At 71.8% G+C, this 18,383-nt stretch carries 7 protein-coding genes; all 7 read left to right on the top strand.

The annotated features are described in order from the left end of the window. Positions 1–176: 176 nt before the first annotated feature. On the top strand, positions 177–1,733 hold the full coding sequence (locus HUA76_RS06255; RefSeq protein ID WP_174460266.1) for a cyclic nucleotide-binding domain-containing protein: 1,557 nt from the start codon (positions 177–179) through the stop codon (positions 1,731–1,733). Positions 1,734–1,844: 111 nt separating this feature from the next. Then, positions 1,845–2,531, top strand: coding sequence for a 1-acyl-sn-glycerol-3-phosphate acyltransferase (locus tag HUA76_RS06260; protein WP_141644511.1), 687 nt, complete (start codon positions 1,845–1,847; stop codon positions 2,529–2,531). A gap of 59 nt (positions 2,532–2,590) precedes the next feature. Beyond that, positions 2,591–5,935: a carboxypeptidase-like regulatory domain-containing protein gene (locus tag HUA76_RS06265; RefSeq protein ID WP_174460267.1), complete on the top strand. Its 3,345-nt coding sequence runs from the start codon at positions 2,591–2,593 to the stop codon at positions 5,933–5,935. Between the two features lie 54 nt (positions 5,936–5,989). Then, complete coding sequence (locus tag HUA76_RS06270; protein WP_174460268.1) at positions 5,990–6,808, top strand: phospholipid scramblase-related protein; 819 nt, start codon at positions 5,990–5,992, stop codon at positions 6,806–6,808. Positions 6,809–6,916: 108 nt separating this feature from the next. Further along, the gene (locus HUA76_RS06275) at positions 6,917–9,646 is read left to right on the top strand and encodes a hypothetical protein (protein WP_174460269.1); all 2,730 of its coding nucleotides are present in this window, start codon (positions 6,917–6,919) and stop codon (positions 9,644–9,646) included. A gap of 41 nt (positions 9,647–9,687) precedes the next feature. Then, on the top strand, positions 9,688–16,218 hold the full coding sequence (locus tag HUA76_RS06280; protein ID WP_174460270.1) for a HEAT repeat domain-containing protein: 6,531 nt from the start codon (positions 9,688–9,690) through the stop codon (positions 16,216–16,218). Then, a complete protein-coding gene (locus HUA76_RS06285; RefSeq protein WP_174455981.1) occupies positions 16,215–18,059 on the top strand; it encodes an SWIM zinc finger family protein in 1,845 nt (614 codons plus the stop codon). Before HUA76_RS06280 ends, HUA76_RS06285 begins: the two co-directional genes overlap by 4 nt. Positions 18,060–18,383: the final 324 nt, after the last annotated feature.

Here is an 18,383-nt window from a genome sequence, read left to right on the forward strand (position 1 = left end):
AGACCTTCGTACAAGGGCTCGCATCATCTTCGAACGCGCGCGCGTGCCCTGAAACGCGGTCGACGTTGAGGACTCGGCATCCACCCCTGGTGGGCATCCTCGCTCGTCATGTCCGGACTTACTTGGCAACGGCGCCGCGCAGGCCCGCTGCCAGAAGAACGGAGAACCGCTCCACCATGTCCCGCATTGCGAGCACCGAGGTCGTCATCCCCCAGTCCCTGTCCGCCGAGCAGCGACGACACCTGACGGACGCGCTCTACGCCGTGCATCAAGAAATCTTCGAGGGCGTCACGAAAGAGGGCTTCGCCAGGTACGTGGTGGAATCCACCGCCGAGCACACCTGGATTCAGCTCCACCGCAACGAAGAGGGCGCGCTCGTCGGCTACTTCGCGTTGCACGTCTTCGAAAAGCAGCTGGGCGGCGTGACGACGGCGGTGTTCCGCGCGGAAGCCGGCTCGCTGCGGGCGTACCGGGGCGGCAACACCAACACGCGCTTCGGGCTGTTCCACATGCTGAAGTACCTGCTGCGTCACCCGGGCCGCCCCGCGTACTACCTGGGCGCGCTGGTCCACCCCTCCAGCTACGCCCTGTTCGCCAAGTACTGCACCGAGCTGTGGCCTCGCCGCGAGCAGCCCATTCCCTCCCCACTGCGCGCCTTCCTCGACGAGCTCGGCTCGGAGTTCGGGCTCGCCCGCGTGGACCCGACGAACCCGCTCTTGCGACAGGTGGGCTGGTGCACCCGCGACTCCGAGGTGGAGCGCGACTACTGGCGACAGTGCGACAAGCTCTCCGCGCGCTACTTCATCGAAGCCAACCCCGGCTACGCGCAGGGGCACGGGCTGCTGACGCTCGCTCCGGTGACTCGGGCCAACATCGTCGGTGTGCTGCGCGTCATGTGCGGGCGCGGCCTGCGCAAGCCCATGGAAACGGCGATGAAGTGGGCGTACCGGCTGCCAGGAGGCTCCCGCCTGCTGCGCGGGAAGGTGGCGCGGCAGCTCAAGTCGTCGCCGCTGTTCGCCCACTTCGACACGCGCGCACTGAAGGCGCTCGCCGCTCGGGCCCAGATACAGGAGCTGCCCGCGGGCCACGATGTCTTCCGCCAGGGAGAAGTGAGCGACGAGCTGTACCTGCTCGCACGGGGCGCGGCGTACGTGCTCGCCCGGAACGGCACCGATGAAGACCTGGTGAATCAGCTCGGCAGCGGCACGGTGTTCGGGGAGCTCTCCACGCTCGTGGGAGGTCGGCGCTCGGCGACGGTGCGCACGGCGGCGACCTCCACCGTGGTGCGGATTCCGGGCGCCGCGCTGCGTCTGCTGTTGGAGCAGGACGCGGGCCTGAGCAGGAAGGTCTGGGGCACCCTGGCGGAGCGCCTCTTCGACGACATGCTGCGGGGGCAGCGCCGCTATGCGCACCTGGCCCGGAAGGAGCGACGCGCGTGGCTGCTGCGCGGAGAGGAGCATGTCCTCGCGCCAGGACAGGAGCTGCTGATGGCGCCGGGCTCCCATCTGTTCATGGTGGCGGGCGCGGTGGAGTTGACCCACGCGCCACCCCGGCTGACGGCGCGAGGCGTCCTGTTCCTGGAAGTGGAGCGGCCGCTGCCCCTGGTGGCGCTCGAAGCCACGCGGCTCGTCGTGCTGCCACGACTGGCGTCATCGGAGTATCAGCTCGCTTCTGATTTTCCGACGCACCTGCCGCTCCCCGCCGCGCCAGTGGCCATCCACGTGCGGGCGTGACACCTCGCCCAACTCCCTTGCCCTCCGCTCGCGGGCCTGTGGCACACTGCGGGCGCCATTCGACTCCTGTTCTCCATCCTCTTCTGGACGTTCCTCGCGCTCTCCAGCCTGGTGCTCTTCCTGGGCGCCATCGTGGTGTGGGCTGTCACCACGCCGTTCGACCGCAACGGCCGGGTGCTGCACCTGTACTCGTGCTTCTGGGCGCAGTTGTATTTCTACGTCAACCCGCTGTGGCACCTGCGGGTGGACGGCCGCGAGCACCTGCCGTGGCACGGGCCCGCCGTGCTCGTGTCCAACCACGAGTCGCTCGGCGACATCCTCGTCCTCTTCGGCCTGTACCGCCCCTTCAAGTGGGTCTCCAAGCAGGCCAACTTCCGGCTGCCGCTCATCGGCTGGAACATGAGCCTCAACCGCTACGTGCCCCTGGTGCGCGGCGACAAGCCGAGCATCATCAAGATGATGCGGCTGAGTGAGCGCTGGCTGGAGCGCGGCGTCCCCATCCTCATGTTCCCGGAGGGCACGCGCTCCGCGGACGGCCAGCTCAAGCCCTTCAAGGATGGCGCCTTCGCGCTCGCCCTGAAGATGCGCTGCCCCATCATCCCCATCGTCCTCACCGGCACGGCGCGCGTCCTGCCCAAGCATGGACTGGTGATGCAGACCTCCGCCCACTGCCACGTCCAGGTCATGCCCCCGGTGGACGTCAGCGGGTTCGACGACGTCGCCGTCCTGCGCGACCACGTCCGGGACCTCATCGTCGCGGAGAAGGCCCGCCTGGAGTCGCTCCCCGCCCGCGCCTGAGCCCCCGGCGACTTCGCCCCGAGCGCCCTGCTAGCGTGGGCCCCCGACGGGAGGGGACCATGCGAAGGCCAGCCGTGGTGGCGCTCATGCTCGGGGTGATTGGCCTGAGTTCGGTCATCGCCGTCGTCACCTTCCGCGCCCCCGACGATGGCGACGCCACGCCCACCGTCTCCAAGCCCTCCTCCCGGGAGCTGCCCGGCCCCAGCGAACCCACGCCTCCGCCGCGCGGCTCGCTGTCCCTCCGAGGCCGCGTGCTCACCGAGGACGGAGCGCCCGCCCCGGGGGTGGAGGTCTCCGCGTCGCGGGCCCTGCCCGGCGAGTCCCTGTCCGCCCTCCCCTGCGGCAAGGATGTCGAGACGCCCCTGTCCTCCTCCGCCTGCGAGGACCCGAGGGCCCTGCATGACTTGCGAGGACTCATCGACGAAGGCCGGGGCACGGCCCCCCTGCTGACGCGCGCCACCACGGCCCAGGACGGCACCTTCGTGCTGGAGGGACTGCCCGAGGGCAGCGTCGCGCTGTGGGCCGTGGGGCCCCAGGGCTCCGCGCTGGAGCTGGACGTGGAGACCCACGCGCAGGACGTGGAGCTGCTCCTCCAGCCGAGCGCCGTGTTCTCCAGCCGCGTCGTGGACGAGGCCGTGAGGCCCGTGGTGGATGCCAGCGTGACGCTCTTCCACGCCGAGCACTCGCGCTACTTCGAGACCCGCACCGACGCCGAGGGCCGCTTCCGCATCGGACCGCTGCCCGAGAGCGACTACGCGCTGGTCGTCTCCAGTCCGGGGTTCTTGACCGCGCACCAGACGAACCTCGTTCCGGAGGAGCTTTCGGCCGAGGACCTGGTGCTGCACCGGCCCCGGCGCATCCTGGGTCAGGTGCTCCTGGACGAACGTCCCGTCCCGGGGGTCCAGGTCCGCGCCCACGATTCCGACTACGAGCCCGAGAGCGACTCCGAGGACCCCCTCACTTCCATCACCGACGCGGACGGGCGCTTCATCCTGGAGGACATGGCGCCGGGCAGCTACGTGCTGCGGGCGCGGCGGGGCGACCAGCAGGGAGAGACGGAGACCACGCTCGCGGAGGAGCAGGCCGACGTGGAGGTGACGCTGCATCTGGGCACCGTCGTCAAGGTGGTGGGCCAGGTGCGCGACGAGGCGGGACAGCCCATCCCGGACGCGCTGGTGACGCTGAACACCCACGGCGACGTGTCCACGAGCACCGATGTCACCACGGAGGCGGATGGGCGCTTCGTGTTCAATTCGGCGACGCTGGGCCACAACGACTTCACGGTGTCCGCCGTGGGCCACCAGTTCCTCTCGGTGAGCGACGTGGTGGTGACGGCGACGCCGGCGCCCCTGGACTTCACCCTGAAGCGCGCGTTCGTCATGGAGGGGCTCGTCACCGACACGGAGGGCAACCCGCTGACGGAGGCGGAGGTCATCGCCATGCCGTCGCGCCACGACTCGAAGCTCCGGCGCGACGGCACGCCCGCCTCCTTCGAGGCAGGGGACGTGGACGACCCCTTCAACAACGCGGAGAGCGTCTACACGTCGACTGACGAGAATGGGCGCTTCGTGCACAACCTGGCCGAGCCGGGACTCCACCGCCTCAAGGCGCAGGCCCTGGGCTTCCTGGACACGGAGTGGCAGCAGGCCCAGGTGCCCTCCCAGGACGTGCGCCTGGTCATGAAACGCGGCGCGAGCGTGGAGGGCACCGTGGAGACCACCGACGGCGCTCCGCTGCCCGCCATCCAGGTCTCCCTGGTGGAAGACGGCAAGGACTCCGCCGGCACCACCGAGGCCGTGACCGACGCGCGCGGCTCCTTCAGCTTGCGGGGAATCGCTCCGGGCCGGTACTCCCTCCGCGCCATCCGCAACCGGGGCGGCCCGCCCCGCGCCTCGCTCTCCGTCGTGCTCGTGGGCGCGGAGACGAAGACGGTGACGCTGCGCCTGGAGCCGGGGCTGTCGCTGTCAGGGCTCGTCGTGGACGAAGCCGGCAAGCCGATGCCCGGCGCGGAGATTCACGCCTACGTCCCCAGCGAGGATGGCGCTCGCCCGCGATTCTTCCACCACGGCCGCTCTCCCTTCCATGACGCCTCCAGCGCCATCACGGATGAGCAGGGCCGCTTCACGCTCGAACACCTGTCGCCGACCCCGTGCAGGCTCAGCGTCAGGAAGGAGGGCTATCAGTTGATAGCGGAGCCGCTTCAGGGAGACGAGTCGGCCCGCTCGCGAACTCCCCAGGTCATCGCGGCGGCCGGGTCGACGAACGTGAAGCTGGTGCTGCGCTATCAGGGGGGCATCCGGGGCCGGCTGGTGCGCGAGGACCGCACGCCCATCACCCGCTTCGAGGTCAACGAGGAGTTCTTTCGCGAGCCGGACGGCACCTTCCACATCCCCGTGGAGGAGCCGGGCCGCACGTGGTTGACGCTGGAGGCGCCGGGCCTCGCGCGCGTGCTGCGGGAGGTCCACGTGGAGCCGGGCCAGGACACGGACCTGGGTGACGTGGTCCTCAAGGCGGGGCGTCGGCTGCGCGGCCGGGTGCTGGACGCGGCGACGTCCGCGCCGGTGGTTGGCGTGGAAGTGCAGGCGTACCTCCCCCTCACCCCGTCCGCGGGGGAGGAGGACCCCGAGGAGCAATCCCTGGCGCACGCGCGCACCGCCGCCGATGGCGCCTTCGAGCTGCCTCCCATGGAGTCGGGCGCCTCCTTCCGCCTGGAGGCCTCCCATCCGGACTACCTGCCACTGAGCCGGCAGGTGGGCCCGGGAGAGACGACGCTGGAGCTGCGCGTGTCCACGGGCGCCCGGCTGGATGGCACGGTGAAGGACCGCGAGGGCCGGCCCGTGAGCACCTTCCTCTACCTGCATCCCCTGTCTCCGGCTGGCGCGGAGGCCGTCATGTTGGAGGAGGACGGCGGCGACTTCCACGCGACGGGACTGGCGCCCGGGGAATACACCCTCATCGCCAGGGAGACGACGACGCAGCAGGGAGACACCGTCCGCTTCATGCCCCTGCGCGTGAAGCTGGGGCCAGGCGAGCGCAAGGTGATCCACCTCCAGGAGCTGGACGGCGGCGCCACGCTGAAGCTGCGACCTTCGCCCCTCGCCACGAACCCGACGCATGCCGTGACGGTCATCCGCTACCACCTGTTCGCCGGCACCGTGCCGGCGCCAGGCAGTTGGGAAGAGCTGGAGCACCTCGCGGAGACGCTGGGGATTCCCACCGCGTCGGACACCACCTCCACGTTCGAGCACCTGCCCGCGGGCCGCTACACCTACGTCCTGATGGGCAGGAACCACCTGACCCCGCACTGGGTGATACACCGCGCGGAGGTGGACCTCCCCGCGCAGGGGGTTGTCACTCCGGACATCCAGCCCACCTGGCTTCCCCTGTCGAGCAGCGACCCCTGAGGTCCGACGCGCCCCGTTTGCATCCCGCGAGGGTGCCACTTAAGGCTCCGCGACATGGGCAACAAGCCTTGGGCGGGAAACGACGCGGAGCTGGAGCTGGACTGGGGCGCGCGCGCGCCGCGTCCCACGGCCGACGAGCAGGGTGTTCCCCAGGAAGACCCGCCCCAGGAGATGCTCGCCGGAAAGGGCCCTCCGGGAGACCTGCGCTACATGAGCGTGGAGCTGCGCCTGTCGTTGGAGGCCGTGCTGACGGCGGCCCAGGTGCGCATGCGCCAGTTCCGGGAGGCGCTCGAAATCCTCATCGGCTGGGAGGGGAAGAACCGCTACGAGGTCTGCGACGCGGAGGGCCGCAACACCGTGTACGTGGGCGAGACGGGCGATGGCTGGGCGTCACAGCTCCTGCGCAACTTCTGGCCCTTCTACCGCGCGCGGCTGGAGTGCATGACCGTGGGCGGCACGCTGGCCCTGGCGGTGGAGCTGCCCTGGCACATCTTCTTCGCGCGAGCGGAGGTGATGGCGTGGGACGACCGGCCCATGGGCACCATCGTCCAGCGCTTCCGCTTCTTCAGCCGCCGGTTCGACATCCTCTCGCCCGCGGGCGTGGTGATGGCCACCGTGGAGGGGCCCTTCTTCAAACCCTGGACGTTCCGCATCCTCCAGCGGGGTGAAGAGGTCGCCGTCATCCGCAAGAGGTGGAGCGGACTCTTGCAGGAGACCTTCAGCGACGCGGACAACTTCAGCCTCGACTTCCAGCCCGCGTGCAACGACGGCAGGCTGCGTCAAATGGTGCTGGCCGCCGCGCTGCTCGTGGACCTGACGTACTTCGACAACCGGAAGAACAGCTCCGGCGGGGGCGTGGACCTGGGCTCGTAACCGGGCGCCAGGCTCGGTGGCCTCGCGGAACAGCCGAAACCGAGAACTCCCGGACCCCATCGCTCCCCCGCTGTCCAGGCAGTCGGCTTGTGGTAAGTCCTCAGGCCCATGTCGACGAGCGATGCGCTGAACGCAGCAGACCTCGAGCGGTTGGCCCAGGCGGAGTCGCCGGACCTGGCCGATGCCGTGCTCGCCCTCCTCGAGCAGTCGGAGCCGGAGCCCGAGGAAGGCAAGGCCCCGCCCAAGGACGCCTTCACCTTCGAGAAGCTGCTGCGCTCGCTCTCCCAGGCACAGGCCCGGTACAGCTCCGAGAGCCGCCGCGAGGCCTCCTCCGAGGCGTGGCAGCGCTTCAAGGCGCAGAAGGACGTGCCCCAGCCCGCGCGGCTCGCGCTGGCGGACCTGCTCGTCTCGCTCTACGCGAAGAACACCGACGCCTCCCGCGCCATCATCCTGGAGCTGGCGCGCAAGGCGGACTTGAAGTTCGGCCTGTGGGGCGGCCTCAAGCGCATCTACAAGCTGGCCGAGGCCAACCACGACGCGGAGCTGTTCGGCGTGCTCGCCTGGCGCTTCGACGTGGAGCGCCGCCAGTCGTACCGGCACGAGGTCTCCGGCGGCACGCTCCAGTACCTGCGCCGCCGCGCGTGGCGCTACCTGCGCCACCTGGGCGCCGCCGTCCCGGAGCTGTACCCGCAGTTCGCCGTGGAGGTGCTGCGTCACTACGACGAGGACACGTCCTGGCACTCCGTCTGGGTGGCCCACCACATCTGGGCCACTGAAAGCGGCAACTACACCGCCAGCGCCTTCCCCATCCAGCCACCGAACGACACGCTGAAGCACCGCGCGTTCCCCGACGCGTGGAAGCGCTCGCCGGACGCGCTGATGCGGCTGTTGGACACGTGCCTGTCGGACCCGGCCGCGCGTTTCGCCATCCAGGGCCTGCGCAAGGACTTCCCGGAGGCGCTGCGCAAGGTGACGCCCGCGTGGTTGGACAGGCTCGCCCGCCGGCCGCTGGGCAGCGCGCACGACTTCCTCGTGGAAACGCTGCAGGGCTCGCCGGAGTTCCACCAGGGCAAGCTGCGCGCGCTCGGCCTGCACGAAGCGGTGCTCGCGTTGCTCTTGTCTCCCAGTGGCAAGGCGCGCACGTACGCGATTGAGTACGCGCGGGCGCACGCGCAGGACCTGGCGGCGGACCGGCTGGCGGAGCTGGTGGCCCAGGGCGAAAGCGACGTGAAGTCGTTCGCCGCGGCGGTGCTGGAGAAGCGCAACCCACGCGAGCTGGGGCTGGAGCTGCTGGGGCGGCTGTTGTCGTACAAGTCCACGGCGGCCTTCGCGGCCAAGTCCCTGGAGCAGTCGTTCGACCGCGCGGAGCTGACGTCGGGCTTCCTGCGGGACATGTACCTGGGCACCTCCGAGCAGCTCAACTGGGCCAAGGGCTTCGTCTCCTCCAAGTACGCCGCTGGCGAGATGCCGGTGGCCTTCTGGAAGGAGCTGCTCGAGGACCCGCGCCTGAAGAAGAAGCGCTACCCGGTGGAGGGGTTGGTGGTGAAGGCGCTGTCGGCCTACACGCCCGCGGTCATCGGTCCGGAGTGGATGCTGGACAAGGCGGCGAACCCGAACTTCGGCGACCAGATGGCGACGTGGCTGAAGCGCGCGGACAGCCTGCCCGGGCTGGACGTGGAGAAGGTGAAGGGGCTGGTCTTCAGCGCGAAGCACCGGGAAGTGGCGCTGGCCATCCTGGGCAACCGCAAGCTGTTCACCGCGCGGCAGCTCACGGTGCCCTGGCTGCTGGCTCTGGCGCGCCGGGCGGACCCGACGCTGCACGACTTCGCCCACCGCTACCTGCTGGAGTACGTGGTGCCGGCGGACTTCAGCGACACGGGTGACGCGGCGGCGGGCCTGGAGCGCCTGTTCGAGCTGGCGCTGGGGGCCAAGCAGCCGGTGCCCGTGCGCACGTTCGCCCAGACGTACCTGCGCTGCCACCACCCCGTCATCGGCCCGGAGCAGCCGGAGTCGAAGTCGTACGAGCTCAAGCCGAAGGCGCCTCGCAAGGCGTACACGCCGGAGAAGCTGTGGCCCGCGCTGTTCGACGCGCGCGACGACGTGCGCCGCTTCGCCCTGGCCATCACCCGCGCGGAGCTGCGCGCCTGGGGCTGGCACACGCGGGTGTACGAGCTGGCCGAGGCCGAGGCGAAGGAGATTCGCAACCTGGCCTATGACGCGCTGTTGCGCGCGGGCGAGGACGGCGCGGACGCTCGCTACGTGCTGCACCCGGAGGAACTGGACGCCGTGAAGGTCTTCTCCCTCACGGAGAGCACCAAGCGCAGCACGCGCGAGGTCGCCGTGGAGCTCATCCGCCGGCACTACGCGCGGCTGGGCGGCGCGGAGCGGCTCGCGTGGCTGATGCAGAGCGCGGACCGTGAAGTGGGCCTGTTCGCAGTGCGTCTGCTCTGGGAGAAGCACCGTCCCACGCACCTGCCGGAGGGCTGGAAGCCGGCGGGCGCGAAGGAGGCTCCGTCGGCGGGTGGCGGCGAGCGCTTCGCGGATGTCGCGGCGCTGCGGGACTTCCTGCGCAAGATGCTCTTCGGTCTGCCTCCGGGCCGGGCGAAGGAAGCGCGCGAGGGCGAGGTGCAGAAGCGCCTGTCGGCCAGCGTCGCCAAGCGCCGCGTGATTGAGCTGGTGAGGGACCTGGGCCTGGATGACGAGAACTTCGCCCGCGTCGTGTCGCCCGTGCTGGGGGAGTTCACCGGCTCGATGGCGAAGGGTGAATGGCAGAGCTGTCTCGCATCCCTGGTCCAGCTGCGCACGGCGCATCCGAGCGCGCAGCTCGGGGGCCTCTGAGCCTCGCGTCACTCGCCTCCAACGAGTTTCGAAAGAACACCATGTCCGTCCTTTCCATCGGCAACATCGAGAAGCTCCGGGCCCTCGCGGCCAGCCCCCGGGTGCTGCTGCTCGGCGGCGCTCGCGCTTCCGTCTCCAGCCGCGTCACCGCGTATGAGCCGGGCACCAACAAGGTGCTGTGGAGCACCGAGCTCCCCTCCGCGGTGAATGCCCTGGCCCTGTCGGGCGAGCGCTTCGCCGCCGCCTGCGCGGACGGCACGCTGCGCTTCGGCACCCACGCCGACGGCAACGTGCAGTGGCAGCTCGAGGGCGCGCACCCCGGCGGTGTCACCGCGCTCGCCTCCAGCCCGGACGGCAAGGTCCTCTTCAGCGCGGGCGCGGACGGCATCGTGCGCGGCTGGGAGTGGGACTCCACGCGCAAGCTGCACGAGTGGAAGGCGTCGCCCCAGTCGCTGCGCGCCGTGGCGGTGGACCCGTCCGGGACGTATGTCGCGACCGCGGGTGACGACGGCGTGGTGCGCTCCTTCACGCGCGCCTCCGGTGAGCGCCGGGACATGGTGGGCCATGAGGGCGCGGTGCGCGCGCTGGCCTTCACGCCTCGGGACGGTCGGCTCGTGTCCGGCGGCGACGACGGCAAGCTGCGCCTCTGGTACCTGGTGGGCGCGGTGGAGTTCGAGGTGCGCGGCGACAAGGACTCCGGCCATGCCGGCTCCGTGCTCGCCCTGCTCTTCCCGCCCACGCCCGCCGCGAAGGATGACGAGGAGCCGTCGGACCGCGTCTGGTCCGCGGGCAGCGACGGCAAGGTGAAGGCGTGGCGACTGGACGAGCGCCGCAAGCCGCGCACGTTCGACTGCGGCAGCAAGCCCACGAACGCGCTGGTCTTCCTGCCACCCGCGAACCCGCGCGCGGCGCGCACGGCGCTCGGCTCCGTCTTCACCGCGAGCGACGACCGGCGCGTGCTGCGCTTCGGCATCGAACTGGACGGCAAGCCGGGCAATGACCAGGACACCTCGCAGCACGGCCTGGACCTCCTGACGGAGTCGGTGAAGGCGGGCCGCCCCAAGCGCGAGGCCGCCGTGCGCGAGGCCGCCGCGCTGGACGAGCCGGAGGCGCTGGAGTTCGTGCTCCAGGTGCTCGGCACGGACAAGGAGGCGGAGGTGCGTCGCCTCGCCGCCCGCGAACTGGGCGCCAGGGGTCGCACCGCCGCGCGGCCGAAGCTGCGCGAGCGGCTCAATGACGACCATCCGCAGGTGCGCGAGGACGCCCTCAAGGCGCTCGACGTGCTGGAGACGGAGTCGCCCCTGGCCGCGCCCCGCGCCGCGCTGGACTCGCGCTTCGTGGACATGCGCGTGGCGGGTCTGCGCCGGCTCGCGAAGCTGGGGGGCACGTCCCCGCTGGTGCCCGGCCTCATCGCCGGCAAGCTGAGCGAGACCGAGGCCGCGGTGGGTCTGGCCGCGCTGGACGCGCTCTGCGAGGTGACGCCGGGCGGTGACACCGAGCCCCTGCGCACCGCCTTCGAGCGCGGCCCCGCGCGCCTCCGCGTGGAGGTGCTCATCCGCGCCGCCGGAGCGGGACTGTTGGGTCATGCGCAGCTCCAGCCGCTGGTGGCTCGGGCGCTGGACGACGCGGACGCTGACGTGCGCCGCGTGGCCTTCACCATCCGCGTGATGGAGCGCCGGGCCCTGGCCCACGCCCTGGAAGCCCGCGACGAGGACTTCGCCCGCTCCGTCAAGGACGTGGCCCGACGACTGGTCGCGCGCACGCGCGGCCCGAGCGGCGCCGCCCTGGCCATCACTGACGCGGACCTCCAGGCCGCTCGCGACACCATGCCCGCGCAGGGCGCCGTCGGTGGCGCGCTGGCGGAGAGTGATTTGGAGCCGCTGCTGGCCGCCATGGCCTGCCGCACGCCGGACACCGCCGTGCGCGGTGCTCGCGGCCTCGCGCAACTGGGTGACGCGCGGGCGCTGGGCGCGCTGCTCCAGCTCTCCCGCGAGCCGGAAGCCCCCATCCGCCGTCAGGCCGCCGCCGCCCTCCAGGCGCTCCAGGATGCCCGCGCCCGCGAGCGACTGGTGTGGATGCTGGACGACGAGGACGCGGACGTGCGCGCCGCCGCGCTGGACGCGGTGGTGACGCTGGACGTGGAGGCGCCCCTGTCCTCCGCCGAGGCGGCGCTGCGCTCCGGCCACGAGGACGTGCGCGTGCGCGGCCTGGACCGGCTGGTGAAGCTGGGCGCGGCGACGCAGGGCGCGGAGCCGCTGCTCGGCGACGCGCTGGAGGACGAGTCCGCCAAGGTGCGCGGCGAGGCGTTCCGCACGCTGTGGGCGTGGAACGAGAAGGTGCCGGAGAAGGCGTTGGACCGCGCGCTCGCCGGCCGCTTCCCGGACCTGCGCAACCGCGCGGTGGAAGTCCTCTCGCAGCGCGGCACCGAAGGCTGGGCGCAGGAGCGCCTGAAGAAGTCCGTGGAGGACCGCGACGCGGGCGTGGCCACCGCCGCGTACGAGGCGTGGGTGAAGCTGGTCGGCAAGGAGAAGCCGGAGCCGCACCTGGCGGCCCTCGCTTCCACGCATCCATCGGTGCGCGTGCTGGGCGCCAAGGGCTCCGTGCATGCCCCGGTGGAGACGCTGCGCTCGCCGCTGCTCAAGCGCGTGCAGGACGAGGAAGTCGTCGTGGCCGTCGCCGCGCTGGAGGCGCTGGACAAGCTGGTGCCCGGGGAGAACGGGCCGCTGCTCGCGGGCATCGCCGCCGGAGAGCTGCAGGTGCGCGTGAGGGCCGCGGAGCTGCTCGCCCCGCGCGGCGCCGAGGACATCATCGAGCCGATGCGCGGGCTCATCACCGACAAGGACCTGGAGCGGCTCTACACTCCGGCGTACCTCATCCCGCTGCGCATCCGCGCCGCTCGCGCGCTGGCGTCGCTGGGCTCGCGGCGGCTGCTGTCGTTCTTCGCCACCGTGCTGGTGCCCAGCGAGCTGGGCGACCTCCAGGAGCAGGGCGCGCGCGGCCTCGCCACCGCGGGCCGTCGGGGCGACGAGGGCTACCTGCTGGACACGCTGGGCCACGCCAACGTGGCGGTGCGCTCGTGGGGCGCGGACGGCCTGTCGCGCCTGGGTGACGCGCGCGCGCTGCCCGTGCTCACCGGCAACCTGCGCAATGACCACCTGCCCATCCGCCTGGGCGCCATCCTCTCCTTCGCGGCCCTGGGCCCCGAGGGCGACGGTGGCCTCTTGCACGGCCTGGAAGACCGCGCCCGCGAGGTGCAGGAGATGGTGTTCGCCATCGTCCTCGCCCGTGACTTGCGCGCCAGCCGTCGGGGCGAGCCGCCCGACCTGCTCGCCAGCGCCCTGTCCAGCGGCAGGCCGGAGGTGCGCTACGCGGCGGCCCGCGCGCTGGAGCTGCGCACGGAGACGGACGCGTACCGCACAAACCTCGTCGAAGGCCTGTTGCCGCCGCGTCCGGAGAAGGTCGGCGACATGAAGGAGTGGCCCGCCGAGGACGAGCGCGCCCGGCGCATGGTGGGACTCGCCGAGGCCCTCTCCAGCGAGCAGCCCGAGCAGCGCTACGCGGCGGCCCAGGTGCTGCTGCTGCGCAACAAGCCGCTCGACTACTTCCGCGAGGCCCAGAAGGTCGCCCGCCCGCGCACGCTGGAGGCCCCGTGGAAGCCGGAGACGGCCCCTGGCACCTCGCCCGTGCAGGCCACGCCCGCCAAGAGCTGGCTGCGGCGGCTCTTCTCGGCGGTGAAGCCGGGGACGCCGGGCACTTCGCCGGAGGCCAGCGCCAGCGCGGAGCGACAGCACCTGCGCCGGCTCGCCTTCGGCGCGTACGTGGGCCTGCTGCGACAGGTGTCCGCGGGTGACGATGAGAGCCACCGCGTCCGCCGCGATGCCGTGGACCGCGTGGTGAAGCTCACGCTGGAGGGCTTCGCCGGGACTCCCGCCGCCGTCGCCGCGCTGCTGCGCGCGCTGGAAGATCCGCACCAACTGGTGCGCAAGGCGGCCCTCACCGGCCTCAAGGAGCTGTTCCCCGCGGGCAGCGATGAGCCGTTGTCGTTGGCCCTCGCGTCGCTGGCGCCGGACGTGGCTCGCGCCGCGCTGGACGAACTGGCGGAGCGCGGTGACGCCGCGAAGCCGCGCATCACCGCCGCGCTCAACTCGCCCCTGGCGGACGTGCGTCGCTACGCCTTCGAGCTGCTGGAGAAGCTCAGCCCGGCCGGAAGCCTGGAGCCGCTGCTGGCCGCGCTCGGCAGCGAGCACGCGGACCTGCGCGTGGGAGTGATTGAGCGGCTGGCCGGTGCCAACGACTCGCGCGTCACCGAGGCGCTCGGTCGGGCCATGGCCAGCGAGCACGAGGACCTGCGCCTGCGCGCCTCGGAGCTCCTGGCGTGGCGCGGAGATGACCGGGCGGTGGAGGTGCTGGCCTCCTTCCTGCGCTCGGAGACGTCCGCCGTGGCGAAGCGCGCCTCGGAGGCGCTGGCCCGGCTGGCCACGCCCTCCGCGGTGAGTGCCCTGGCCGCGCGCGTGGCCGTCGCCACGGAGGCGAACGAGCGGCTGCGATTGGTGGCCGCGCTCGGACAGACGAAGCGCGCGGAGGCGCTGGACGTGCTCGCGCGACGAAGCACGGAGGACGACGCGAGCGCGGTGCGCGTCGCGTGTGTCGCCGCCGCGATGAACATCGCGGGCACGGACGTGAAGAAGCGGGACGCGGCGCTCGCGGTGCGCTTCCTCCGCTCGCCGGTGAAGTCCAACGACGTGGCGGTGCGACTGGCGGCCCTGAAGGAGCTGGAGCACGGCGCGGAGGCCGGTCAGGCCGAGCTGCTGGTGGGCCTGTTCTCTGACCGGGACCTGGCGGTGCGCGCGGAGGCGGTGGCGCTGTACTCCAAGCGCGTCATCGAGCACGGCATCCCCGTGGGTCCGCTGGAGGACGTGCTGCGCGGTGGGGCGCGTGAGCTGATGCTCCCGGCCGCCGAGGGCGTGGCGCACCTGCGCGGCATCAGCGCGCTGCGGCCCCTCTTGCTGTACTCCCGCGCGGGTGAGGATGGACAGCGCGAGCGCGCCCTGCTCGCCCTGGGCACGCTGGGTGACCCGCGCGCCTTGAGCGAGCTGGAGACGGTGGCCGCGGGTGGCACGCCCGAGGCTCCCACGGAGCCGTCCATGGTGTGGGCGGCGCTGGAGGGCCTGGGCCGCCTCGCCGGTCGCCTGCCCGAGGGCGAGGAGCGCCGTCGCGTCGAGGAGAAGGTGGAGGCCGCCGCGGTGGAGGGCTCCACCACGGAGCTGCAGCAGGCGGGCGTGAAGGGCCTGCGCGCCATCGGCGGCGAGCGCGCCCGAGTGAAGCTGGAGGCGCTGCTGCTCGACACGGGCACCCGCGACGAGGTGCGCATCACCACGGCGCAGGAGCTGGGCAAGCTCAAGGACGTGGAGGCGGAGGCCACGCTGGCCACCATCCTCGACGACGGCGACGACGACCTGCGCCAGGAAGCGCGCAAGGCGCTGGACGCGCTCTTCCCGAAGGAGCGCACCCGCGTCGAGTTCCTCGCCGTGGCCAGCATCAACGAGGACATCTCCGAGCCCGCCGCGGCGTACCTGTCGCGCGAGGGTGACCCGGTGCTGCTCGTGCCCCGCCTGGCCACGCTGACCAACGAGGAGCTGCGGCTGCGACTGCGCCGGGGACTCGCCCGTCGTGGCGCGCTGCCCGTGACGGAGACGGTGGCCCTGCTGGCCCACGACAAGCCGGAGGCGCGACAGGAAGCCGCGCTGCTGGTGGGCACGTGGACCGGTGAGGCGCGTCAGGCCGATCAGGTGGATGTCGCGGCGCTGGCTCGCGCGCTGGTGTCGGCCGAGCGGAAGACGGCGGCAGACTGGACGGCCTCGCCCCCGGGCAAGAAGCGCGAGTCACTGGCCACCGCGTGGGAGCGGCTCTTGTGGGCGGGCTCTCGACTGGGCGCGGCCAGCCTCGCGGACTCCGCGCGCGCCATCCTCCAGGGTGGCGAGTTGGCGTCTCCGGCCACCGTGCGCCAGGAGGCGGCGCGCGTGTTGTCGCGACTGGGCACGGCGGGTGCGACGCTCAAGCTCGTGGGCCAGGACACCGGTCCCGTGCTGACCAACGCCAAGGAACTCGCGGCGTCGGCGGAGGCGCTGAAGGGCGCGCTGGTGGACCCGGACGCGCAGGTGCGCTCGGCGGCGGCGGACGCGCTGGCGCGACTGGCGCCCGAGAAGGCCTCGGCGTGGGCGCTGGAGGTGAAGCCCTTCGACCCGGTGGCCCTGGGCCCCACGGGCGCGAAGGTGCCGGCGGAGGCATTCACGACGTCCGAGGGCCGTCGCCTCGCCGAGCCCGCGCTGCTGGCCCACGGGAACATCGCTCCGCTGAAGGCCCTGGCGGAGAATGCGAAGCCGGAATTGAAGCAGGAAGCGTGGGCCGGTCTGGGTAGGCTCGGCGGTGAAGAGGCGGCGAAGCTGCTGCACGAGGCCGCCTTCGACAAGTCTCAGTCCGTGGAGCTGCGCAAGGCCGCGTGGCGCGCCCACAAACGTGCACGTCGCGCCGTGGAGCGCGCGCGCAACCGGAAGGAAGGAACCCCGTCGTGACGACCGCCACCCGACACCCCGTCGAGCTTCGCTACGCCACCGCGAGCGACGTGGAGTCCACGTCGGACGCCTCCCGCGTGCTGCTGGCCCTGGAGGGCTCGCGCGGCACCGTGGGCGTGCGTGGACGGCTGAAGGACCCCGCCCTCTTCCGCGACGCGCTCACCGCCGCCTTCGGCATCCTCTCCAGCGACTTGCGCTACCGGGGCAAGGACCGCACCGCGTACCTCGCCTACCTCATGTCGAAGGGGAAGCGGGCGAGCGCGCAAATCTGGGAGGCGCAGAAGGCGTTCCTCGACAACGCGCTCGACGGTGAGGAGAAGCAGGACGAGGTGCTGGACCCCGTCCTCACCGTGGACCCGGACAGCGTGTCCCTGGAGGTCTTCTCCCGCGACGAGAGCGCCTACGCGCGCCTGTCCTTCGACAACAGCCTCTTCGAGGGCCGCGAGGCCGCGCACGGCTCCACCTTCCTGGACGTCCCCGCGAACCTCTCCTCGCGGATGGACCGGCTGCGCACCTACCTGCCCGTGTCGCTGGAGGCCCACGTCGCCCTGCCCGCGAAGGCAACCCGCGAGCCTCGCAACGTGGAGGTGCCTCACGCGTGGCTGCGCGGCTTCCTCCAGGTGCAGTCCGCCGCCACGCTGCCGGCGAACTCCTGCGTGCTGGCGCCCATCGACCTCTACAACCTCCTCTTCGCGCTGCGCACCCGCAAGGCGAAGAAGGCCCCGCGCGCGCTGCGCTTCGAACTGGTCCCCGGCGCCCCGCCGCGTCTGGTGCTGGAGCCGTGGGAGCTGGTGCTGGAGTGCCATGGCGGCACGTACACCGGCACCGCGCCCGCCGTGGTGCGGACGTTCGGCCGTCAGCGTCTGGTGGCGCTCGCCCGACTGTTGCCCCACGCGAAGTCGGTGCGCCTGCAGCTCATGGGCCCCGGGCTGCCGGTGTTCTGGGTCATCGACATGGGCGCGGCCACGCTGACGTTGGGCCTCACGGGCTGGACGGAGAGCGGCTGGTCCTCCGCGGCGGCCTTCGATGTCCTCATGCCCCGCGCGGTGCCGGACGGGCTCGCGGAGAAGCTGCGCGGCAAGCTGCGCGCGGACGGGCCCCTGCCCTTCGACACCCTCGTCGCCGCGGCGGGTGGCGCGTCGAAGGAGCACGTGCGCGCCGCGCTCCAACTGGAGTGCCTGCGCGGCAGAATCCTCTTCGACGTCGCCAAGGGCCAGTACCGCCCCCGCGAGCTGATGGCCACGCCGGTGGACGAGTCCGTCATCCGCTTCGGCAGCGAGCGCGAGGCGCGGGCCCACCGCCTGCTGGGTGATGGCGGCCCGGGCGCGGGCGAGGTGAAGCTGACGAAGGTTCACGACATCGTCGGAGAGGGCACCCGCATCCACGGCGAAGTCGTGGACCGCGAGGCGGTGCGCAGCTTCTTCCCGAGCTTCACGTTGGACCTGGAAGGCCGCGTGAAGGACGCGTCCTGCGGGTGTCCGCACTTCCGCCGCTCCGGCATGCGCGAAGGCCCCTGCGAGCACCAGCTCGCGCTGCGCCTGGCCTACGCGCGCCGCCGCACCGAGGAAGAGGCCCTGCGCAAGACGCCCGAGGGGCGAAAGCTCATCCGCGCGGAGACGCGCTCGTACGTGCGGCGCGACGCGGAGAGCGGACAGGAGATGGTGTATCGCGTGTCTCTGGACGGTCAGGTCGTCGCCGTGGAATGGGGCCCTCGCACTGGCGAGGCGCGTCATCAGCGGCTCTGGTTCGACACGGACACGGAGGCGCGGACCGCGTATTTCACGCGCCTGGAGAAGCTTTCGGCTGAAGGCTACATCGACGCGGCGTCAGCCTTGGTGTAAACCCCCATTCACGGCTCGGCCGCTCACGCAGCGGCCAAAAGGGCAGGTGCGACGGAAGACACGATGAGACGCGCTTCACGCGCGAGCAGCCGAGAGAGGTCTGGAGTGCATCAGCCTGAGCGCCTCGAGCGCGGGAGCGGCGTTGCGCCGCTCCGGTTGGAATGCAGGACACTCTCCGCAAGGTAGCCTGTTCTTGGCTCTCTCCCTCCTAGGCACTACGGCCTGCGGGGGCAGCTGAGCCAACGACGCGATCGCCGTTTGCCCCCGCAGGCCGTAGTGCCTAGGAGGGGAGAGCCGGTGAGGCTACCGTGCACCAGGTAAGAT

Origin of the sequence: Myxococcus sp. CA056 (assembly GCF_013336715.1) — a bacterium.
Lineage (GTDB): Bacteria > Myxococcota > Myxococcia > Myxococcales > Myxococcaceae > Myxococcus > Myxococcus llanfairpwllgwyngyllgogerychwyrndrobwllllantysiliogogogochensis.

Bases quoted from the DNA above. Each gene is read 5' to 3' on its own strand.
- HUA76_RS06255 (WP_174460266.1), top strand. From the start codon at position 177: ATGTCCCGCATTGCGAGCACCGAGGTCGTCATCCCCCAGTCCCTGTCC.
- HUA76_RS06265 (WP_174460267.1), top strand. From the start codon at position 2,591: ATGCGAAGGCCAGCCGTGGTGGCGCTCATGCTCGGGGTGATTGGCCTG.
- HUA76_RS06270 (WP_174460268.1), top strand. From the start codon at position 5,990: ATGGGCAACAAGCCTTGGGCGGGAAACGACGCGGAGCTGGAGCTGGAC.
- HUA76_RS06275 (WP_174460269.1), top strand. From the start codon at position 6,917: ATGTCGACGAGCGATGCGCTGAACGCAGCAGACCTCGAGCGGTTGGCC.
- HUA76_RS06280 (WP_174460270.1), top strand. From the start codon at position 9,688: ATGTCCGTCCTTTCCATCGGCAACATCGAGAAGCTCCGGGCCCTCGCG.